This window comes from Streptomyces sp. NBC_00572, assembly GCF_026341815.1.
Lineage (GTDB): Bacteria > Actinomycetota > Actinomycetes > Streptomycetales > Streptomycetaceae > Streptomyces.
Genome location: NZ_JAPENX010000003.1, coordinates 170,066 through 187,755 on the forward strand (window position 1 = coordinate 170,066; position 17,690 = coordinate 187,755).

A 17,690-nucleotide genomic window follows, 5' to 3' on the forward strand; every position below is an offset into this window, starting at 1 on the left:
CACCAACCCGGCGAACCTTCCCGGTCAAAGCACTAGCCGCGACGGCTCCGTACCAGGAGGTAGAGGAAGTACGGCGTGCCGATCACCGCCGTCATCAGGCCCGCGCCGAGCTGGGCAGGGGCGATCACCGTGCGGCCGACGAGGTCGGCGACGCAGACGAGGACTGCGCCGATGAGGACGGCGACCGGCACCACGCGCGCGTGCTGTCGGCCGACCAGGGCGCGGGCCGCGTGGGGTGCGACGAGGCCCACGAAGCCGATCGTGCCGGCGGCGGCGACGGCGGTGGCGCTGAGGAGGACGGCGAGGGCGAGGAAGCCGAGGCGGCCGCGGCCCAGGTTCAGGCCGAGGAGGCGCGGGGTGTCCTCGTCGAGCGACACCAGGTCGAGTTCGGTGCGCCGGGCTGCCGCGACGACCACGCCCACGGCGAGGACCGCCGCGAGGGGCACGACGTCGGGCAGGGTCCGCCCGTACGTGGAGCCCGAGAGCCAGGTCAGCGCCTTGATCGCGTTGAACGGGTCGGTGAGGATGATGAGCAGGCTGATCAGGGCCGATGCGCCGGTCGCGACGCCGAAGCCGACCAGGACGAGCCGGTTCTGCCGGAAGCCGTCCTTCGCGGCGAGCCCGAAGACGAGGACGGAGCTCGCGGCGGCACCCGCGAAGGCGGCGCCCGCCACACCCCACGACCCCGCCATCGGCACGGTCGTGACCAGGAGGACCGCGCCGAGCGCGGCTCCGCCGGAGACGCCCAGGATGCCGGGTTCGGCGAGGGGGTTGCGGGTCACGGCCTGGACGAGGGTGCCGGCCAATGCCAGGGCGGCTCCCGCCAGGAGCGCGGCGAGCACGCGGGGCACGCGTGTGTCGAGGACGAAGGCGGTGGTCCGGCCTGCCCGTCCCTGCGCCCAGTTCAGGACGTCGCCGAGCAACAGCTTGGCGTCGCCGAGGAGCAGGGCCGCGATCACCACGCCGACGAGGACGACGACCAGGACGGCGGTGGTGGTGAGGAAGACGCCCCGGCTGCGGATCCGCAGCCGGTCGGTCTCGGCTGCCGCCGCCGTGTCCCGGGTCCGGGTGGCCATGACGACGAGGAAGAGCGCGCCGACGAGGCTCGTCACGACTCCGGTCGGGACGGCGACGGCCACGTCCGAGGGGACGAGGACGCGCAGGACCACGTCGGAGCCGAGGACCAGGGCCGCGCCGGTGAGGCCCGCGAGGGGCAGGCTGCCCCGGGTGCGGGTGAAGCCGCGGAAGCGTCGGGCGAGCGGCCGGACGAGCGCGGGCGCGCACAGGCCGACGAAGCCGATGGGTCCGGCGAGGGTGACCGCGGCCGTGGAGAGCAGGGCGGCGAGCACCACGGCCGTGAGCCGGGTGGCGCGGACGGGGACGCCGAGCCCACGGGCGGCGTCGTCGCCGAGGGCGAGGGCGTCGATCCGGCGGGCGAGGAGCAGCAGTCCGACGAGTCCGACGACGGCGACCGGCAGCATCTGGAGGACGCCGTCGAAGCCGTTCTGGGCGATGCTGCCCTGGTTCCAGTGGTAGATGCCGTCGGTCTGCTGGGGGAACAGCAGGAGCAGGCCCTCGGTGACGGCGGTGAGGCCGAGGGTGAGGGCGCTGCCCGCGAGGACGAGCCGGACGGTGCCGGTGCCGAGGCCGGAGAGGCCGAGGACGACGGCGGCCGCGGCGAGCCCGCCGACGAACGCGAGGCCGGAGGAGGCGAGCAGGGGCAGCGAGACCCCGGTGACGGAGGCGAGCCCGAGGACGAAGTAGGAGCCCGCGTTGACCGAGAGGGTGTCCGGCGAGGCGAGGACGTTGCGGCTGACGGCCTGGAGGGCGGCGCCCGCCATGCCGAGGACGGCGCCGACGAGCAGGCCCGCGGCCATCCGCGGCAGCCGGGAGGCGACGACGACGGACGCGTCGGCCGGGTCGGCCCGGCCGGTGAGCGCCTTCCACACCTCCGGGGCGCCGACCGCGGCCGTGCCCTGGGTGATGTCCACGACCGCGAGTGCGATGACGAGAAGGAGGAGGGCGGCCGTCACCGGGGCCGCGCCCGGCCGGGACGTGGCCGTCGGCGGACGGGTGGCGGGGGTGGTTGCGGTGACGGCCATGGTGTTACTTCGTCAGGGCGGCGACGACGGAGTCGACGTACTTGTTCATCGAACCGGGACCGCCGAACATCCAGACGCCGTCGGGCAGACGGTGGACGTTGCCCTTCTTGACGAACGGCAGGGAGGTCCACACCTTGTCCTTGGCGAGGACACCCGCGAACGGGTTGCTGGAGGCGTCGCCGTCGTTGCCGATGTAGGCGAACTGCACGTCACCGATCTTGGTGAGGCCCTCGACGTCGGTGGCGCCGAGGCCGTAGGCCGGGTCGCCCTTGACCGTCCAGGCGTTCTTCAGGCCGAGCTTCTCGTTGACGGCGCCGATGAGCGAGCCGCTGGTGTAGGGGCGGATCGAGACCTGGTTGGAGACGACGTATCCGTCGGCGAAGGCGTACTTCGCGCCGGCCAGCTTCGCGTCGGCCAGGGCCTTCCTGCCCTCGTCGAGCTTCGCCTCGAACTGATTCTTGAGCTCCGTGGCCTTGTCGGTGGTGCCGGTGGCCTTGGCGATCAGGTCGAGGTTCTCGGTCATCCGGCCGATCGGGTCGGCGGCGTCGGCGGCCTTCACCTCGAGGACCGGGGCGATCTTGCGCAGCTGCTTGACGGCGGCCGGCGGCAGGTCGGAGGTCGCGAGGATGAGGTCGGGCTTGAGGGCCGCGACGGTCTCCATGCTCGGCTCGCCGCGGGTGCCGATGTCCTTGGGCTCGTTCTTCAGCGGGATGGCCGTGTCCCAGGTCTTGTAGCCCTTGACGTCGGAGACGCCCACCGGGTCGACGCCGAGCTCGATGAGGTGCTCGACGACGTTCCACTCGGTGCCGACGACCTTCTTGGCGGGGCCGTCGAGCTCCACCTTGGTGCCCGTGGCATCGGTGAGGGTGATGCGCTCGGCGGTCTTCTTCGCGTCGTCGGCGGCGGGCTCGGTGGTGCCGCAGGCGGTGAGGGTGAGGGCCGCGGTGGTGGCGACCGCCGTGGTGAGGAGGAGGCGTCTCATGAGGTGGTGCTGAGCCTTTCGCTTCGCGAGTGGTGCCGACCTATCGCACGGGTGCGCAGCCGGCCGGTGAGGGGATCGGTGTCGACCTCGATGCGGATGCCGTACGTGTCGGTCAGCCGTTCGGGCGTCAGGACGTCCGAGGGGCTGCCGTCGGCGACTACGCGTCCCGTGTCGAGCAGGACGATCCGGTCGGCGACGGCCGCCGCCTGGTCGAGGTCGTGGAGGACGGCGCCGACGGCGATGCCGTGGTCGTCCGCCAGGTCACGCATGAGGTCGAGGAGTTCGACCTGGTAGCGCAGGTCGAGGTAGGTGGTGGGCTCGTCGAGCAGCAGGACGCCCGTCTGCTGGGCGAGGCAGCCGGCGAGCCAGACGCGCTGGAGCTGTCCTCCGGAGAGGTGCTCGGCGCCGCGCCCGGCGAGTTCGGTGACGCCCGTCATGCCGAGCGCGCGGTCCACCGCGGCCCGGCCGTCCGGGTCGGCCTTGCCCCAGCGTCCCCGGTAGGGGTAGCGGCCGAACTCGACCACGTCCCGCACGGTCAGACCACTGGGGGTGGGGCGTCCCTGGGTGAGCAGCGCGACATGGCGCGAGAACTCACGGTGGCTCAGCGCGAGGCCGTCGGTGGCGCCGTCGAGGAGGAGCGTGGCGGTCCGCGGCTGCTGGAGCCGTGCGAGGGTGCGGAGCAGCGTCGACTTGCCGCTGCCGTTGGGCCCCACGAGGACGGTCACTTCGCCGGGGCGCAGCGTCATGGAGGCGTCGTGGACGACATCGACGCCTTCGTACGCCACGGTGACACCCGTAGCCGAGAGTTCATGACCGTGGGGACGGGGAGTCGCGGCGGTCTCTTCACCTGCTTGCACGTCGCAGAGGTTAGCCTAACCTTAGTGATTGGCAAAAGAGGGCCCCGCGAGCCGGGCGCAAGACGGATTCAGGCCAAGCCGACACCCTGCCTCGCTCCGCCACTTCGAGTCCGACGCACGTCCACGCTCCGAGACACCGTTGACCCGGCGCGCGGCCACCGCTACCTTCGCGCCATGTTGCGTACAGCCCTGCTCACCACGCGCGGTCACATCGACCTGCTGCGGGTGGCCTCCGCCGCGTGTCGCCGCGGCTGCTGACGCCCTTTCACGTCTTCGACGCCCTTTCGCCTTTCCGACGCCGCGTGCCCGCATGCTCGGGCGCGCGCCGTACCGGTACCCCCGCTGACGCTCTGACCGCCGTGTGCCCGCGCTCGCCCCGCGGCGCCCACGGTCACTGACGCGCACCCACGCCTCCCCTCCCCGGAGTCCCGCCATGACGGTCGGTCATGCCCCACCCCCTTCCCTGCCCCATCCCCCGCCCGACATATCGCCTTTGCCCGATGCCGAGTCCCTGACTCCCGACGGCGGGCGCGGTCGCGGCCCCGCCGTTCCCCGCTGGCTGCGCCGCACCGTGGGGCCCCTCCTGCTCCTCGCCCTCTGGCAGACCCTCAGTACGACGGGAGCACTGCCGGCCGACGCGCTCGCCTCGCCGGGGACGATCGCCCGCGCCGGTGGTGAGCTGATCGGCGACGGGACCCTGCCGACCGCGATGGGCGTCTCCCTGCGGCGCGTCGCCGCGGGACTGGTCATCGGCGGATTCGTCGGCACCGCGCTCGCCCTGCTGTCCGGTCTCTCCCGGCTCGGCGAGGACCTCGTCGACGCACCCGTGCAGATGCTGCGGACCGTGCCCTGGGTGGGCCTGATCCCGCTCCTCATCATCTGGCTGGGCATCGGGGAGGCACCCAAGGTGGCGCTCATCGCGCTCGGCGTCGCCTTCCACCTCTATCTGAACGTGTACGCCGGAATCCGCGGCGTCGACGCCCAACTCGTCGAGGCGGGACAGTCCTTGGGGCTCGGACGCTGGGGTCTCGTCCGGCACGTCGTGCTGCCGGGGGCGCTGCCCGGGGCCATGACCGGGCTGCGCTACTCCCTCGCCACGGCCTGGCTGGCGCTGGTCTTCGGCGAGTCCATCAACGCCGACGCAGGCATCGGCTTCCTCATGAACCAGGCGCGGGAGTTCTTCCGCACGGACGTGATCGTCGTCTGCCTGGTCGTCTACGCCTTCCTCGGGCTCCTCGCCGACTCCGTCGTCCGCACTCTCGAAAGGCTGCTGCTGCAATGGCGACCGACCTTCACCGGGCAGTGACCGTCCAGGGTCTCACCCGCTCCTTCGACGGACGTCCGGTCGTCGACGGGCTCGATCTGACCCTGGGCGCCGGGCAGTTCACCGCCCTGCTCGGCCACAGCGGCTGCGGCAAGTCCACCCTCCTCCGGGTCCTCGCGGGGCTCGACCGGGAGATCTCCGGCACCGTCCTCGTCCCTCGCCGCCGCGCCGTCGCCTTCCAGGCACCGCGTCTCATGCCGTGGAAGCGGGTCTGGCGCAATGTGCTCCTGGGGCTGCCCGGGAAGCCGGGCCGGGCGGTCGCGGAGCAGGCCCTGGCGGAAGTCGGGCTCGGCCACCGCTCGGGTGCCTGGCCGAAGACCCTCTCCGGCGGCGAGGCCCAACGGGCCTCCCTCGCACGCGCCTTGGTAAGGGACCCGGATCTGCTGCTGCTCGACGAACCGTTCGGCGCGCTCGACGCGCTGACCCGGATCAAGGCCCAGCGGCTCGTGGCCGAGCTGTGGCAGCGGCGCGGCTGCACGGTCCTGCTCGTCACCCACGACGTGGACGAGGCGCTGCTGCTCGCCGACCGCGCGCTCGTCATGCGGGACGGCGTCATCGCGTACGACACCGCCGTCGACCTGGACCGGCCCCGCTCCCCCGGCGATCCCGCACTGGCCGCGCTCCGCACCCGCCTGCTCGCCGAACTCGGGGTCGAAGAAGCCGAGTTCGCCGGACAGCCGACCTGACCCGCGCCACCCCCTGCCTCCAGGAGAGATATCCGTGAAGTCCTTCCGTCTGTCCACCGCGGCACTGCTCGTGCCGCTCGCGCTCCTCGCCTCAGCCTGCTCCGGCGCCTCGGCGGCCGGCCAGTCCTCGAACACGGACGGCAAGGGCTCCCTCGTCCTGAACGTCGGCGACCAGAAGGGCGGCGCCGAAGCCCTGCTACGGGCCGCCGGTGAGCTGGACGACCTCCCGTACCGGATCACCTGGTCGACCTTCACCTCAGGCCCACCCCTTCTCGAAGCGGTGAACGCCGAGGCCGTCGACATCGGTTCCGTCGGCAACACCCCGCCCGTCTTCGCCGCGGGCGCCGACTCGAAGATCACCGTGGTCTCCGCGACGCACGGCGACTCGGCGGGCGAGGCGATCCTCGTCGCCAAGGACTCGCCGCTGCGCTCCGTGGGTGACCTGAAGGGGAAGAAGGTGGCCGTCGCCCAGGGAAGCTCCGCCCACTTCCAGCTGATCGCCTCGCTCGGGAAGGCCGGACTGAAGCCGTCCGACGTCCAGGTGACCCTGCTCCAGCCGGCCGACGCCCTCGCCGCGTTCACCAGCGGCAAGGTGGAGGCGTGGGCGGCCTGGGACCCGTACACCTCGCAGGTCCTGCTGAGCGGCAAGGGCCGGATCCTGGCCGACGGGCGAGGGCTGGTCAACGGCCTCGGCTTCCAGGTCGCCGCCCCCTCGGCGCTCGCCGACCCCGCGAAGTCGAAGGCCATCGGCGACTTCGTCGAACGCTTCAGGCGCGCCCAGGGCTGGGTGTTCGGCCACCCCGAGGCATGGGCGACGGTCTGGGCGAAGGAGACCGGACTGCCGTACGAGGTCGCCCTCGCCGCCGTGAAGCGCAGCAACGGCACCCGGATCCCGGTCGCCGTCGACGACGCGGCGATCGCCTCCGAGCAGAAGATCGCCGACACCTTCGCCGCCCTCGGGCTCATCCCCCGCACGTTCCGCTTCGCCGACTACGTCGACACCCGCTTCAACAAGGACCTGCCGCCGTCCACCACCCCGGCGCGCAGCTACGGAAAGGCCTCCTCATGACCGTCCATCTGCACTGGTTCCTGCCGACCGGCGGCGACGGCCGGACCCTCGTCGACCGGCACGCCTACACGGACGGCGGGATCACCCGCGACCGCGCCGTGTCCGGGGTGCGCGCGCCCGACGTCGACTATCTGATCCAGATCGCCAAGGCGGCCGAGCAGTTGGGGTTCGAGGCCGTACTGACCCCGACCGGGACGTGGTGCGAGGACGCCTGGCTCACCACGGTCGCGCTCGCGCAGCACACCGAACGGCTCAAGTTCCTGGTGGCGTTCCGGCCGGGGGTGATCTCGCCGGTCCTCGCGGCCCAGATGGCGTCCACGTACCAGCGGATCACCCGCGGCCGGCTCCTCCTCAACGTGGTGACCGGCGGCGACTCCGCCGAGCAGCGCCGCTTCGGCGACCACCTGGACCACGACCGCCGGTACGCGCGCACGGCCGAGTTCCTGTCGGTCGTGCGGGGCGCCTGGAGCGGCCGGCCGTTCGACTACGAGGGAGAGCACTTCCGCATCGAGGGCGGTCTCACCGCGCTGCCGCCGGACCCGCTGCCCGAGATCTTCTTCGGCGGCTCGTCCGCCGCGGCCGGTCCGGTCGCGGCGGAGCACGCTGACGTCTATCTGACCTGGGGCGAGCCTCCGTGGCAGGTCAAGGAGAAGATCGACTGGATCCGGGGCCTCGCCGAGGAGCGGGGCCGGACGGTCCGCTTCGGGGTCCGGCTGCACACCATCTCCCGGGACTCCGCGCGCGAGGCCTGGGCGACGGCCGACCGACTGCTCTCCGATCTCGACGCCGAGACGGTCGCCGCCGCGCAGCGGGTCCTCGGCCGGAGCGAGTCGGTGGGCCAGCAGCGGATGCTCGCCCTGCACGAGGGCGGCTCCCTCGGCCGCGACCGGCTGGAGATCTCGCCGAACCTGTGGGCCGGGGTGGGGCTCGTCCGGGGCGGGGCGGGCACGGCGCTCGTCGGCAGCCACGCCGAGGTCGCGGACCGGATCGAGGAGTACCACGACCTGGGAGTGGAGCACTTCGTCCTGTCCGGCTACCCGCACCTGGAGGAGGCGTACTGGTTCGGCGAGGGCGTGCGGCCGGAGCTGGCGGCGCGCGGCCTGCTGCCGTCCGTCCTGCCGTCGCCGCTGCTCGGCGTCCCGGCGGCGAACGGCCGCCCGGCCTCGGCTCCGGGAGGCGCGCCGCTGCTGGTGTCCGGCGGGCGGTAGGCCCCAGGGCACAGAAGCCGGGGCGGGGCGCGGGAAGATCCGCGCCCCCACCTCGGTTGGTAGAACCGTGAACGATTACGGGGTCGAAGAAGCCGGGACCGTGACAGTGGCGGAGGGGCCGACGTCGGTGGACGTCGTCGTCATCGGCGCCGGACAGGCGGGGCTCTCGGCCGCCTTCCACCTGCGCCGCGCGGGCCTTGAGCCCGACCGGGACTTCGTCGCCCTCGACCACGCCCCGCGGCCGGGCGGCGCCTGGCAGTTCCGCTGGCCCTCGCTCACGTACGGCAAGGTCCACGGGATGCACGCGCTGCCCGGTATGGAGCTGACCGGCGCCGACCCCGCCCGCCCGTCCTCCGAGGTGATCGGCGCGTACTTCGACACGTACGAGCAGACCTTCGACCTGCGGATCCACCGCCCCGTCGACGTCACCACCGTCCGGGAGGGGGACGACGGGCGGCTCCTGGTCGAGACCTCCGAGGGCGCGTACGCCACTCGTGCCCTGATCAACGCCACCGGCACCTGGGACCGCCCCTTCTGGCCGCGCTATCCGGGCCAGGAGACGTTCCGGGGGCTCCAGCTGCACACCGCCGGATACCCCGGCCCGGAGGCGTTCGCCGGGAAGCGGGTCCTCGTCGTCGGCGGCGGGGCCTCCGGCACCCAGCACCTCATGGAGATCGCGGACGTCGCCGCCGAGACGTTCTGGGTGACCCGGCGCGAGCCGGTGTTCCGCGAGGGCCCCTTCGGGGAGGCGGAGGGCCGGGCGGCCGTCGCACTCGTCGAGGAGCGCGTACGGCAGGGGCTGCCCCCGAAGAGCGTCGTCTCGGTCACCGGACTCCCGCTCAACGACGCGATCCGCGCGGCACGCGCGCGCGGGATCCTGGACCGCCTGCCGATGTTCGACCGGATCACCCCGACCGGGGTGGCCTGGGACGACGGCCGCCCCACCCACGTGGCCGTGGACGTGATCCTCTGGGCCACCGGTTTCCGGGCGGCGATCGACCATCTGACCCCGCTGCGGCTGCGCGAGCCGGGTGGCGGGATCCGGGTCGAGGGCACGCGCGCGCTCCGGGACGAACGAGTCCACCTCGTCGGTTACGGTCCCTCGGCGTCGACGATCGGCGCCAACCGGGCCGGGCGGGCGGCGGTCTCGGACATCCGGCGTCTGCTGCGCCGCTCGCCGGCCGACGCGGTGACCGCCCCGGTGTGACGGGACTCAGCTCTTCTCGGCGCCCCGGTTGGCGTTGAACTCGGCCACGTTCTCCTGGTGGGCCGCGTAGTCGGCGGTGAAGCGGGTGTCTCCCGGGGCCACCGTGACGAAGTAGAGCCAGTCGCCGTCCGCCGGCCGGATCACCGCGTCCACGGCCTGGTCCCCCGGGTTGCCGATGGGTGTCGGCGGCAGACCCTTCCGCTCGTAGGTGTTGTACGGGCTCTTGATCCGCGTGTCCTCGAACGTCGTGTCCACGGTGCTGCGGCCGAGCGCGTAGTTGAGGGTCGAGTCCATCTGGAGGGCCATGCCCCGGGCGAGCCGGTTGTGGACGACCCGGGCGACCTTGGCCATGTCCTCCGGATTGTCGGCCTCGGCCTGGACGATGCTGGCCGCGATCACCGTCTCGTACACGCTCATGCCGTGCGCCTTCGCCCCCTCGACGATCCGCGCGGCCCCGAAGCGCTTGCCGGCCGTGTCGACCATGAAGCGGAGCAGCCCGTCGGGGGTGGTGGCATGGAGCACGGGATACGTCGCCGGGAAGAGGTAGCCCTCGGGGTTGCCCCCGGCCTCCGCGGGCAACGGGAGGGCGGTGGCGGATGCGGTCGCCGTCTTCCGTGCCGTGCCTTCGGGCAGTCCGAGCGCCCGGTCGAAGGCCGTGTAGACCTGACCGGCCCGCCAGCCCTCGGGAACGAGCAGCGGCCTGGGCTGTTCGACGGCCGGTTCGTCCCGCGTCAGGAGCAGCGGGAGGGTGATCGCCGCGGCCACCGCGACGACGGCCCCGAGCAGCAGCGCGAAGCGCCCGCGACGGGTGAGCCGGGGACGGCGGCGGGACGGCCGGAGGCCCCGAGGAAGGGAGGGGCGGCGGCGTGGGGGTGCGTACGGGGACGGCGGCCGGTACGTCATGGCCGCACGCTAACCCGCCGCGCAGGGGAATCCCGGGAACCCGCGCACGCGGCGGCGCCGCCGGTCCCCTGGGACGGGGAACCGACGGCGCCGGGGCACTGCGATCGTCAGACGAGCCAGCCCAGGAAGTGGACGACGCCGGCGAGCAGGTTGGTGATGACGTTCATGGTGGTGCTTCTCCTCGTACAGGTACATCAGTGGGACTGACGCTTCAGTGGGACCGCGCGGTCACGGTCTGCAGCCCGTCGATCGCGCACCGCAATCATCCGACGCCGTAGGGGAGCTGAGCAACGAATCCCGGCACGATCACACGTTCTGGGGAACAACCGATCCCACGTTCGCCTGTTCGGCCTTGGTGGTGAGGTCCACGACCCTCCTGGCGTCGCGGCGGACCAGGGCCGCGTACTTCCCGTCCCGGGCGAGCAGCTCGTCGTGCGTGCCGCGCTCCGCGATCCGGCCCGCCTCCAGGACGACGATCTGGTCGGCGTCACGGACGGTGGAGAGCCGGTGGGCGATGGTGATCGTCGTGCGGCCCGCCGACAGGGCGTCGATGGCCTGCTGCACGGCGTGCTCCGTACGGGTGTCGAGGGCGCTGGTGGCCTCGTCGAGGATCAGTACGGGCGGGTCACGCAGGATGGTGCGGGCGATGGCGAGGCGCTGCTTCTCACCGCCCGAGAAGCGGTAGCCACGCTCGCCGACCAGGGTGTCGTACCCCTCGGGCAGCGAGGCGATGTGCTCGTGGATCTGGGCGGCGCGGGCGGCGGCCTCGATCTCCTCGTCGGTGGCGTCCGGCTTGGCGAAGCGGAGGTTGTCGGCGACGGAGGCGTGGAAGAGGTACGTCTCCTGGGAGACGACGCCGACCGCGCGGGCGAGGGTGTCGAAGTCCAGGTCGCGGACGTCGACCCCGTCGAGGGTGACGCGGCCGCCGGTGACGTCGTACAGCCGGGGCACCAGGTAACTGAGGGTCGACTTGCCGGAGCCGGTGGGGCCGACGACGGCCAGGCTGCCCCCGGCGGGGACGGTCAGCTCGACGGTGTCGAGGGTCGGGCGGCCCGCGCCCTCGGGGTCGTAGTGGAAGTCGACCTTCTCGAAGGCGACCTCACCGCGCACCTCGCGGAGCCGGACGGGCTCGGCGGGCTCGGTGATGTCCACGGGCAGGTCGAGGTACTCGAAGATGCGCTGGAAGAGCGCGAGGGACGTCTGCATCTGCACGCCGGTGGAGAGCAGGCTGACGGCGGGCCGGAAGAGGCCCTGCTGGAGCGAGACGAACGCGACGAGGGTGCCGAGCGAGATCGCGGCCCCGCCGGAGCCCAGGGCGATGCCGGCGGCCCAGTAGATCAGGGCGGGCATGGCGGCCATGACGATGCCGATGGTGGACATCCGCCACCGTCCGGCCATGGAGGAGCGCACTTCGAGGTCGACGAGGCGCTCGGACTCCTCGGCGAAGGACTTCGTCAGGGAGTCGGCGCGGCCCATGGTGCGGCCGAGCAGGATGCCGCTGACCGAGAGGGACTCGGTGACGGTCGCGGCCATGGCGGCCATCTGCTTCTGGCGCTGGGTGGTGATCCGCTTGCGCTCGCGGCCGACGCGCCGGCTGATCCAGACGAAGACCGGCAGCAGGAGCAGCGAGACGAGGGTGAGGCGCCAGTCGAGGGCGAGCATGGCGACGACCGTCGCGACGACGGCGGTGAGGTTGGAGACCAGGGAGGTGGCCGTGGAGGTCACGGTCGCCTGCATGCCGCCGATGTCGTTGGCGATGCGGGACTGGACCTCGCCGGTACGCGTGCGCGTGAAGAACGCGAGGGGCATCCGCTGGAGCTGCTCGTAGACCCCGGTGCGCAGGTCGTGCATGACGCGCTGGCCGACGGTGGTGGAGATCAGGGTCTGGAGCACGCCGAAGACGCTGGTCAGCACGGCGGTGGCGATCATGCCGAGGGCGAGCAGGCTGAGCAGCCCGGTGCGGCCCTGGGGGATCGCGGTGTCGAGGATCTCCTTGAGCAGAAAGGGTGAGGCGACCGTGACGAGCGAGGCGGCGCCGACCAGGAGGCCGACGAGCACCAGGCGGGCGCGGTAGGGGCGGAAGAGCCGCAGGATGCGCCGCAGCTGCGCGGGCTCCTTCGGCTGCGAGGAGTCGCGGGGCGGGGGCGTCCAGTCGGACTGGTCGTGGGGGCGCATGGGCTCCTTCGAGGGTTCGGCGATGTCGATGAGAGCTTAGCTCATTGTTACCTATGCTCACAATGAACCAGGTCCTGATATTGTTCCCGCATGAGCACCTCCGCCGTCCCGACCGGCCCCGGCGGCCGTTCGGGGGAACTCGACGCCGACGGCCTCCTCGCCGAGCAGCTGCTGCGCCTCACCCGGCGGCTGCACCGCATCCAGAAACGCCACCTGGAGCCGGTCGGCATCACGCCCGCCCAGTCCAGGCTGCTCCGCACGGTCGCGCACTTCGGCGAGCCGCCCCGGATGGCCGACCTCGCGGCCCGGCTGGAGGTCGTCCCGCGCGCGGTGACCAGTCTCGTCGACGGCCTGGAGGCCGGCGACCGGGTGCGCAGGGTGCCCGATCCGAGCAACCGCCGGGTCGTGCGGATCGAGCTCACCGACGTGGGCCGCGCCACGCTGCGAGAGCTGCGCAGCGCGCGCCGGGCGGCCGCAGAGGACATCCTTGCTCCATTGACCGCCGCACAGCGCGAGGTGCTCGGGGGTCTGCTGACCGCCCTGGTCGACCCCGGCCCGGAGGGCGGCTGCTGACCCCTCGGGCACGGGGACGCGCCGAAGGGGAGCCGTGACATGCCGTTGTTCGAGCCGAACCCGCAGGCCCTTCGCCCCGGTACGAAGCGGAGTCCGGCCCCGGACCGCGTGCCGGAGCTCCAGGCGCGGGGAACGCCGAAGCGGCTGCGCCAGGAGCTCACCGAGCTCCTGGGTCCGGAGAAGGTCCTCTCCACGATCTCGGACCTCGTCCGGTACGCCTCCGACGCCAGCCCCTACCGCTTCGTCCCGCAGGTCGTCGTGGTCGCCGAGGACATCGACGACATCTCCACGATCCTGTCGTACGCGCACGGCAAGGGCCGCGAGGTGGTCTTCCGGGCCGCCGGGACCAGTCTCAACGGACAGGCCCAGGGCGAGGACATCCTGGTCGACGTGCGCCGCCACTGGGCGGGCGTCGAGGTCCTGGACGGCGGCGCGCGCGCCCGGATCCGTCCCGGCACCACCGTCGTACGGGCCAACGCCGCGCTCGCCCCGCACGGGCGGGTCCTGGGTCCCGATCCGGCCAGCGCCATCGCCTGCACGATCGGCGGAGTCGTCGCCAACAACGCCTCGGGCATGACGGCCGGGACGACGAGGAACTCGTACCGGACGGTCTCCTCGCTCACCTTCGTGCTGCCCAGCGGGACCGTGGTCGACACCGCCGACCCGGCCGCCGACGAGGAGCTGGCGCACGCCGAGCCCCGGCTCTGCGCCGAGCTGATGGAGCTCAGGGCGGAGATCGAGGCGGACACCGAGCTGACCGACCGGATCCGCGCCAAGTACGCCATCAAGAACACCAACGGCTACCGGCTCGACGCCTTCCTCGACGGCGACACCCCGGTGAAGATCCTGCGCGGCCTCATGGTCGGCTCCGAGGGCACCTTCGGTTTCATCTCCGAGGTCGTCTTCGACACGCTGCCGCTGGACCGCCAGGTGTCCTCGGCGCTGCTCTTCTTCCCCTCGCTGCCGGCGGCGGCGGAAGCGGTGCCCCTGTTCAACGGGGCGGGTGCGCTCGCCGTGGAGCTGATGGACGGCAACACGCTGCGGGCCTCGGTGAGCGTGGCCGGCGTCCCCGCCGACTGGGCGGAGCTGCCCAAGGAGACGGCGGCGCTCCTGGTCGAGTTCCGGGCCCCGGACACGGTGGCCCTCGACGCGTACGAGGGGGCCGCGCAGGAGGTCCTCGCGGGGCTCGACCTGGTGGCCCCGGTGGCCTCCGTGGAGAACGCGTTCACCCGCGACCCGAAGAGGATCTCCGGCTACTGGAAGGCCCGCAAGGCCTTCGTGACGGCGGTCGGCGGCTCGCGCCCCTCCGGGACGACCCTGATCACCGAGGACTTCGCGGTGCCCCCGGCCCGGCTCGCGGAGGCCTGCGCGGCGCTGCTCGACCTGCAGGCCCGGCACGGCTTCGACGCGGCCGTGGCCGGTCACGCGGCCCACGGCAACCTCCACTTCCTCCTCGCCTTCGACGCGGGCGACCCCACCGACGTTGAGCGGTACGCGGGCTTCATGGACGAGTTCTGCAAACTGACCGTGGAGCGCTTCGACGGCTCCCTGAAGGCGGAGCACGCCACCGGCCGCAACATCGCGCCGTTCCTGGAGCTGGAGTGGGGGACGAAGGCGACCGAGCTGATGTGGCGGGTCAAGGAGGCCATCGACCCCGACGGGGTGCTGGCCCCGCGGATCGTCCTGGACCGCGACCCGCACGCCCATCTGCGGGGACTGAAGACGATTCCCACGGTGGAGCGGATCGCCGATCCCTGCATCGAGTGCGGTTTCTGCGAACCGACCTGTCCCAGCCACGACCTGACGACCACTCCGCGCCAGCGGATCGTGCTGCGCCGGGAGATGATGCGGCAGAGCGACGGCTCCCCGGTCGAGGCCCGGCTCCTGGAGTCGTACGGCTACGACGCCGTCGACACCTGCGCGGGCGACTCCACCTGCAAGCTGGCCTGTCCGGTCGGGATCGACACGGGCGCCCTGATGAAGGAGTTCCGGCACGAGCGGCACACCTCGCGCGAGGAGCGGATCGCCGCCCTGGCCGCGAAGAACTTCCGGGCGGCCGAGGCGTCCGCGCGGCTCGCGGTCGCCGCGGCGGACCGGATCGGCGACCGGGTCCTGGCCTCGGTGACGGGCCTGGCACGCCGGGCGGTCAGCACCGACCTCGTACCGGAATGGCTGCCGGAGATCCCCGGCGCGGCAGCACGGCGGCTGCCCCGCACCCACCGCCCCGCGGCGGCCGCCGTCTACTACCCGGCCTGTGTGAACCGGATCTTCGGCAATCCGGACGGCGAGCGGGGCCCCTCGCTCCCGGAGGCCGTGGTCGCCGTGTCCGCGCGCGCGGGGAAGCCGGTGTGGATCCCGGACGACGTGGCCGGAACGTGCTGCGCGACGATCTGGCACTCCAAGGGGTACGAGCGCGGCAACGAGGTGATGGCGAACCGGATCGTCGAGGCGGCCTGGGGCTGGACCGCGGGCGGGACGCTGCCGCTGGTCGTGGACGCCTCCTCGTGCACGCTCGGCATCGCGCACGAGGTCGTGCCGTATCTGACGGAGGAAAACCGGGCACTGCACGCCGAGATGAGGGTGGTCGACTCGCTGGTGTGGGCGGCGGACGAGCTGCTCCCCCGGCTCGACGTACGCCGCCGGGTCGGCTCCGCCGTGGTCCATCCGACGTGCTCGATGCGCCACCTGGGCGACGAGGACAAGCTGACGGAACTCGCGCGGGCCTGCGCCGACGAGGTCGTCGTCCCGGCCGACGCGGGCTGCTGCGCCTTCGCGGGCGACCGGGGCATGCTGCACCCGGAGCTGACGGCCGCGGCGACGGCCCGTGAGGCGGCCGAGGTGACGGCCCGCCCGTTCGACGCGCACTTCTCGGCCAACCGGATGTGCGAGATCGGGATGGACCGAGCGACGGGCCGGAGCTACGGGTCGGTGCTCCTGGCTCTGGAGCACGCGACACGGCCCTGACGCCTTTCGTGTTCCTGACGGCCCCTCACCCCTTGTGGTGAGGGGCCCTTCGTACGTTCGAGTGAGGGTCGGCGCCCGGTACGGCTCGACGCGAGATCCGGAACAGTAAAGTCCAACTACCCGTCGCAAGAGTCCTATCAGCATCCTTGCGCACCATCGGCCACCGGGGTCAGGGTCCTGTGCGGGATTCATGAAACAGCCGTGCCCACAGCTCCGGGAGGTTCCATGAACGAGCAGTCACCGCACGACCCGAGCCGCCGCACCGTCCTCAGGACCACCGCCACCGTGGCAGGGGCGGGACTCGGCATCGGCGCCCTCGGCGTCCCGGCCGCCGAGGCGGCGACCCCGGCGGCCGGGGTCGCGGCCGCGGCCGCGCCGAAACGCCTCGGAGCCACCATGGCCGGGGTCCCCTTCGGCGTCCGCTCCACCGTCCGGGTCGGCATCGTCGGCTTCGGCAACCGGGGCGCCAGCATGATCGGCCACTTCCTGTCGCACCCCTGGGTCCGGGTGAACGCCGTCTGCGATCCCGTGCGCGAGAAGGCCGAACGGGCCGCGGCTCAGGTCGTCGCCGCCGGGCAGCCCGCGCCCGCCGTCTACGCGAACGGCGAGAACGACTACGAGAAGCTCTGTGCCCGCACCGACCTCGACCTCGTGTACGTGGCCACCCCCTGGGAGACCCACTTCCCGATCGCCCGCGCGGCGATGCTGAACGGCAAGCACGTCGGCGTGGAGTGTCCGGTCGCGATGCGGCTCGACGAACTGTGGGAGCTCGTCGACCTGTCGGAGCAGACCCGTCGCCACTGCATGCAACTGGAGAACTGCTGCTACGGCCGGAACGAGATGCGGGTGCTCCGGATGGCGCACGCCGGCAAGTTCGGCACGCTGCTGCACGGCGCGGGGGCGTACAACCACGACCTGCGCGGCCTGATGTTCTCCCCGACGTACTACGAGGGCCCCTGGCGGCGCCTCTGGCACACGCAGCTGAAGGGCGACCTCTATCCCAACCACGGCTTCGGTCCCGTCGCCAACTACATGGACGTCAACCGGGGCGACCGGGCGGTGAGCATCAGCAGCTTCGGCACACCGGCGCTCGGCCTCGCCGAGTACCGCGCGGAGCACATGCCGACCGGCGACCCCAGCTGGAAGGAGTCGTACATCGGGAGCGACCGGACGATCAGCCTGGTCCAGACGGCCAAGGGCCGGGTCATCCGCCTGGAGCACGACGTCTCCACCCCGCACCCGTACAGCAGGATCAACAGCCTGGGCGGCACCCGTGGCGTCTTCGAGGACTACCCGGCCCGAATCTATCTGGAGCCGGACCACAAGGACGACCAGTGGGCCGACTTCTCGGCGTACGCGGCCGAGTTCGACCACTGGCTCTGGAAGGAGCACGCCAATCCGCCGGGCGGTCACGGCGGCATGGACTACATCATGATCTACCGCCTGATGCAGTGCATGCGGCTCGGTCTCGTGCCGGACTTCGACGTGTACGACGCCGCGACCTGGACGGCGCCGGTGCCGCTGAGCCACGCGTCGATCAAGGCGCAGGGCGCGCCTCAGGAGATCCCCGACTTCACGCGCGGCGAGTGGCGCAAGGCCCGCTCGGGCGTGGACTCGGCGAAGCCGGCCTGACGGACGAG

13 protein-coding genes are annotated in these 17,690 nt (G+C 72.4%); 8 read left to right on the plus strand and 5 right to left on the minus strand.

Annotation, left to right across the window (positions count from 1 at the left end; all coding sequences use genetic code 11):
• Positions 1-32 precede the first annotated feature (32 nt).
• The 3 genes from OG514_RS37465 to OG514_RS37475 are packed head-to-tail and all read right to left on the minus strand — an operon-like array spanning position 33 to position 3,941.
• Positions 33-2,102, minus strand: coding sequence for an iron ABC transporter permease (locus tag OG514_RS37465; RefSeq protein ID WP_266902632.1), 2,070 nt, complete (start codon positions 2,100-2,102; stop codon positions 33-35).
• 4 nt (positions 2,103-2,106) lie between these two features.
• Positions 2,107-3,084, minus strand: a complete 978-nt coding sequence (locus OG514_RS37470; protein ID WP_266902634.1) for an iron-siderophore ABC transporter substrate-binding protein — start codon at positions 3,082-3,084, stop codon at positions 2,107-2,109.
• Positions 3,081-3,941: an ABC transporter ATP-binding protein gene (locus OG514_RS37475; protein WP_266902636.1), complete on the minus strand. Its 861-nt coding sequence runs from the start codon at positions 3,939-3,941 to the stop codon at positions 3,081-3,083. Before OG514_RS37475 ends, OG514_RS37470 begins: the two co-directional genes overlap by 4 nt.
• A 433-nt stretch (positions 3,942-4,374) precedes the next feature.
• Here OG514_RS37475 and OG514_RS37480 point away from each other — a divergent pair, with 433 nt between their 5' ends.
• The 5 genes from OG514_RS37480 to OG514_RS37500 all read left to right on the plus strand — a co-directional run bounded on the left by OG514_RS37480 (position 4,375) and on the right by OG514_RS37500 (position 9,435).
• Complete coding sequence (locus tag OG514_RS37480) at positions 4,375-5,247, plus strand: ABC transporter permease (RefSeq protein ID WP_266902638.1); 873 nt, start codon at positions 4,375-4,377, stop codon at positions 5,245-5,247.
• The gene (locus tag OG514_RS37485; protein ID WP_266902640.1) at positions 5,220-5,951 is read left to right on the plus strand and encodes an ABC transporter ATP-binding protein; all 732 of its coding nucleotides are present in this window, start codon (positions 5,220-5,222) and stop codon (positions 5,949-5,951) included. The genes OG514_RS37480 and OG514_RS37485 overlap by 28 nt, the downstream gene beginning before the upstream one ends.
• 34 nt (positions 5,952-5,985) lie before the next feature.
• On the plus strand, positions 5,986-7,020 hold the full coding sequence (locus OG514_RS37490) for an ABC transporter substrate-binding protein (RefSeq protein WP_266902642.1): 1,035 nt from the start codon (positions 5,986-5,988) through the stop codon (positions 7,018-7,020).
• A complete protein-coding gene (locus tag OG514_RS37495) occupies positions 7,017-8,228 on the plus strand; it encodes an LLM class flavin-dependent oxidoreductase (protein ID WP_266902644.1) in 1,212 nt (403 codons plus the stop codon). The genes OG514_RS37490 and OG514_RS37495 overlap by 4 nt, the downstream gene beginning before the upstream one ends.
• A 100-nt stretch (positions 8,229-8,328) precedes the next feature.
• Positions 8,329-9,435 (plus strand): NAD(P)-binding domain-containing protein, encoded by a 1,107-nt coding sequence (locus tag OG514_RS37500; RefSeq protein ID WP_266902646.1) that lies wholly within the window; start codon positions 8,329-8,331, stop codon positions 9,433-9,435.
• 6 nt (positions 9,436-9,441) lie between these two features.
• On the opposite strand, the gene mltG is transcribed toward OG514_RS37500, so the two are convergent.
• Together mltG and OG514_RS37510 are read right to left on the minus strand one after the other, a co-directional pair.
• Entirely contained in the window at positions 9,442-10,338 is an 897-nt protein-coding gene (gene mltG / locus OG514_RS37505) for an endolytic transglycosylase MltG (RefSeq protein ID WP_266902648.1), read from the minus strand.
• A gap of 306 nt (positions 10,339-10,644) precedes the next feature.
• The gene (locus tag OG514_RS37510; RefSeq protein ID WP_266902650.1) at positions 10,645-12,513 is read right to left on the minus strand and encodes an ABC transporter ATP-binding protein; all 1,869 of its coding nucleotides are present in this window, start codon (positions 12,511-12,513) and stop codon (positions 10,645-10,647) included.
• A 90-nt stretch (positions 12,514-12,603) separates the two neighbouring features.
• Here OG514_RS37510 and OG514_RS37515 point away from each other — a divergent pair, with 90 nt between their 5' ends.
• The 3 genes from OG514_RS37515 to OG514_RS37525 all read left to right on the plus strand — a co-directional run bounded on the left by OG514_RS37515 (position 12,604) and on the right by OG514_RS37525 (position 17,682).
• Positions 12,604-13,086, plus strand: coding sequence for a MarR family winged helix-turn-helix transcriptional regulator (locus OG514_RS37515; protein ID WP_266902652.1), 483 nt, complete (start codon positions 12,604-12,606; stop codon positions 13,084-13,086).
• 39 nt (positions 13,087-13,125) lie between these two features.
• The gene (locus OG514_RS37520) at positions 13,126-16,050 is read left to right on the plus strand and encodes an FAD-binding and (Fe-S)-binding domain-containing protein (protein WP_266902654.1); all 2,925 of its coding nucleotides are present in this window, start codon (positions 13,126-13,128) and stop codon (positions 16,048-16,050) included.
• A gap of 225 nt (positions 16,051-16,275) precedes the next feature.
• Positions 16,276-17,682 carry a Gfo/Idh/MocA family protein gene (locus OG514_RS37525; RefSeq protein WP_266902656.1) on the plus strand — a complete coding sequence of 469 codons (1,407 nt, stop codon included), beginning with the start codon at positions 16,276-16,278 and terminating at the stop codon, positions 17,680-17,682.
• Positions 17,683-17,690: the final 8 nt, after the last annotated feature.

Bases quoted from the DNA above. Each gene is read 5' to 3' on its own strand.
- OG514_RS37465 (WP_266902632.1), bottom strand. From the start codon at position 2,102: ATGGCCGTCACCGCAACCACCCCCGCCACCCGTCCGCCGACGGCCACG.
- OG514_RS37470 (WP_266902634.1), bottom strand. From the start codon at position 3,084: ATGAGACGCCTCCTCCTCACCACGGCGGTCGCCACCACCGCGGCCCTC.
- OG514_RS37480 (WP_266902638.1), top strand. From the start codon at position 4,375: ATGACGGTCGGTCATGCCCCACCCCCTTCCCTGCCCCATCCCCCGCCC.
- OG514_RS37485 (WP_266902640.1), top strand. From the start codon at position 5,220: ATGGCGACCGACCTTCACCGGGCAGTGACCGTCCAGGGTCTCACCCGC.
- OG514_RS37495 (WP_266902644.1), top strand. From the start codon at position 7,017: ATGACCGTCCATCTGCACTGGTTCCTGCCGACCGGCGGCGACGGCCGG.
- mltG (WP_266902648.1), bottom strand. From the start codon at position 10,338: ATGACGTACCGGCCGCCGTCCCCGTACGCACCCCCACGCCGCCGCCCC.
- OG514_RS37510 (WP_266902650.1), bottom strand. From the start codon at position 12,513: ATGCGCCCCCACGACCAGTCCGACTGGACGCCCCCGCCCCGCGACTCC.
- OG514_RS37515 (WP_266902652.1), top strand. From the start codon at position 12,604: ATGAGCACCTCCGCCGTCCCGACCGGCCCCGGCGGCCGTTCGGGGGAA.
- OG514_RS37520 (WP_266902654.1), top strand. From the start codon at position 13,126: ATGCCGTTGTTCGAGCCGAACCCGCAGGCCCTTCGCCCCGGTACGAAG.
- OG514_RS37525 (WP_266902656.1), top strand. From the start codon at position 16,276: ATGAACGAGCAGTCACCGCACGACCCGAGCCGCCGCACCGTCCTCAGG.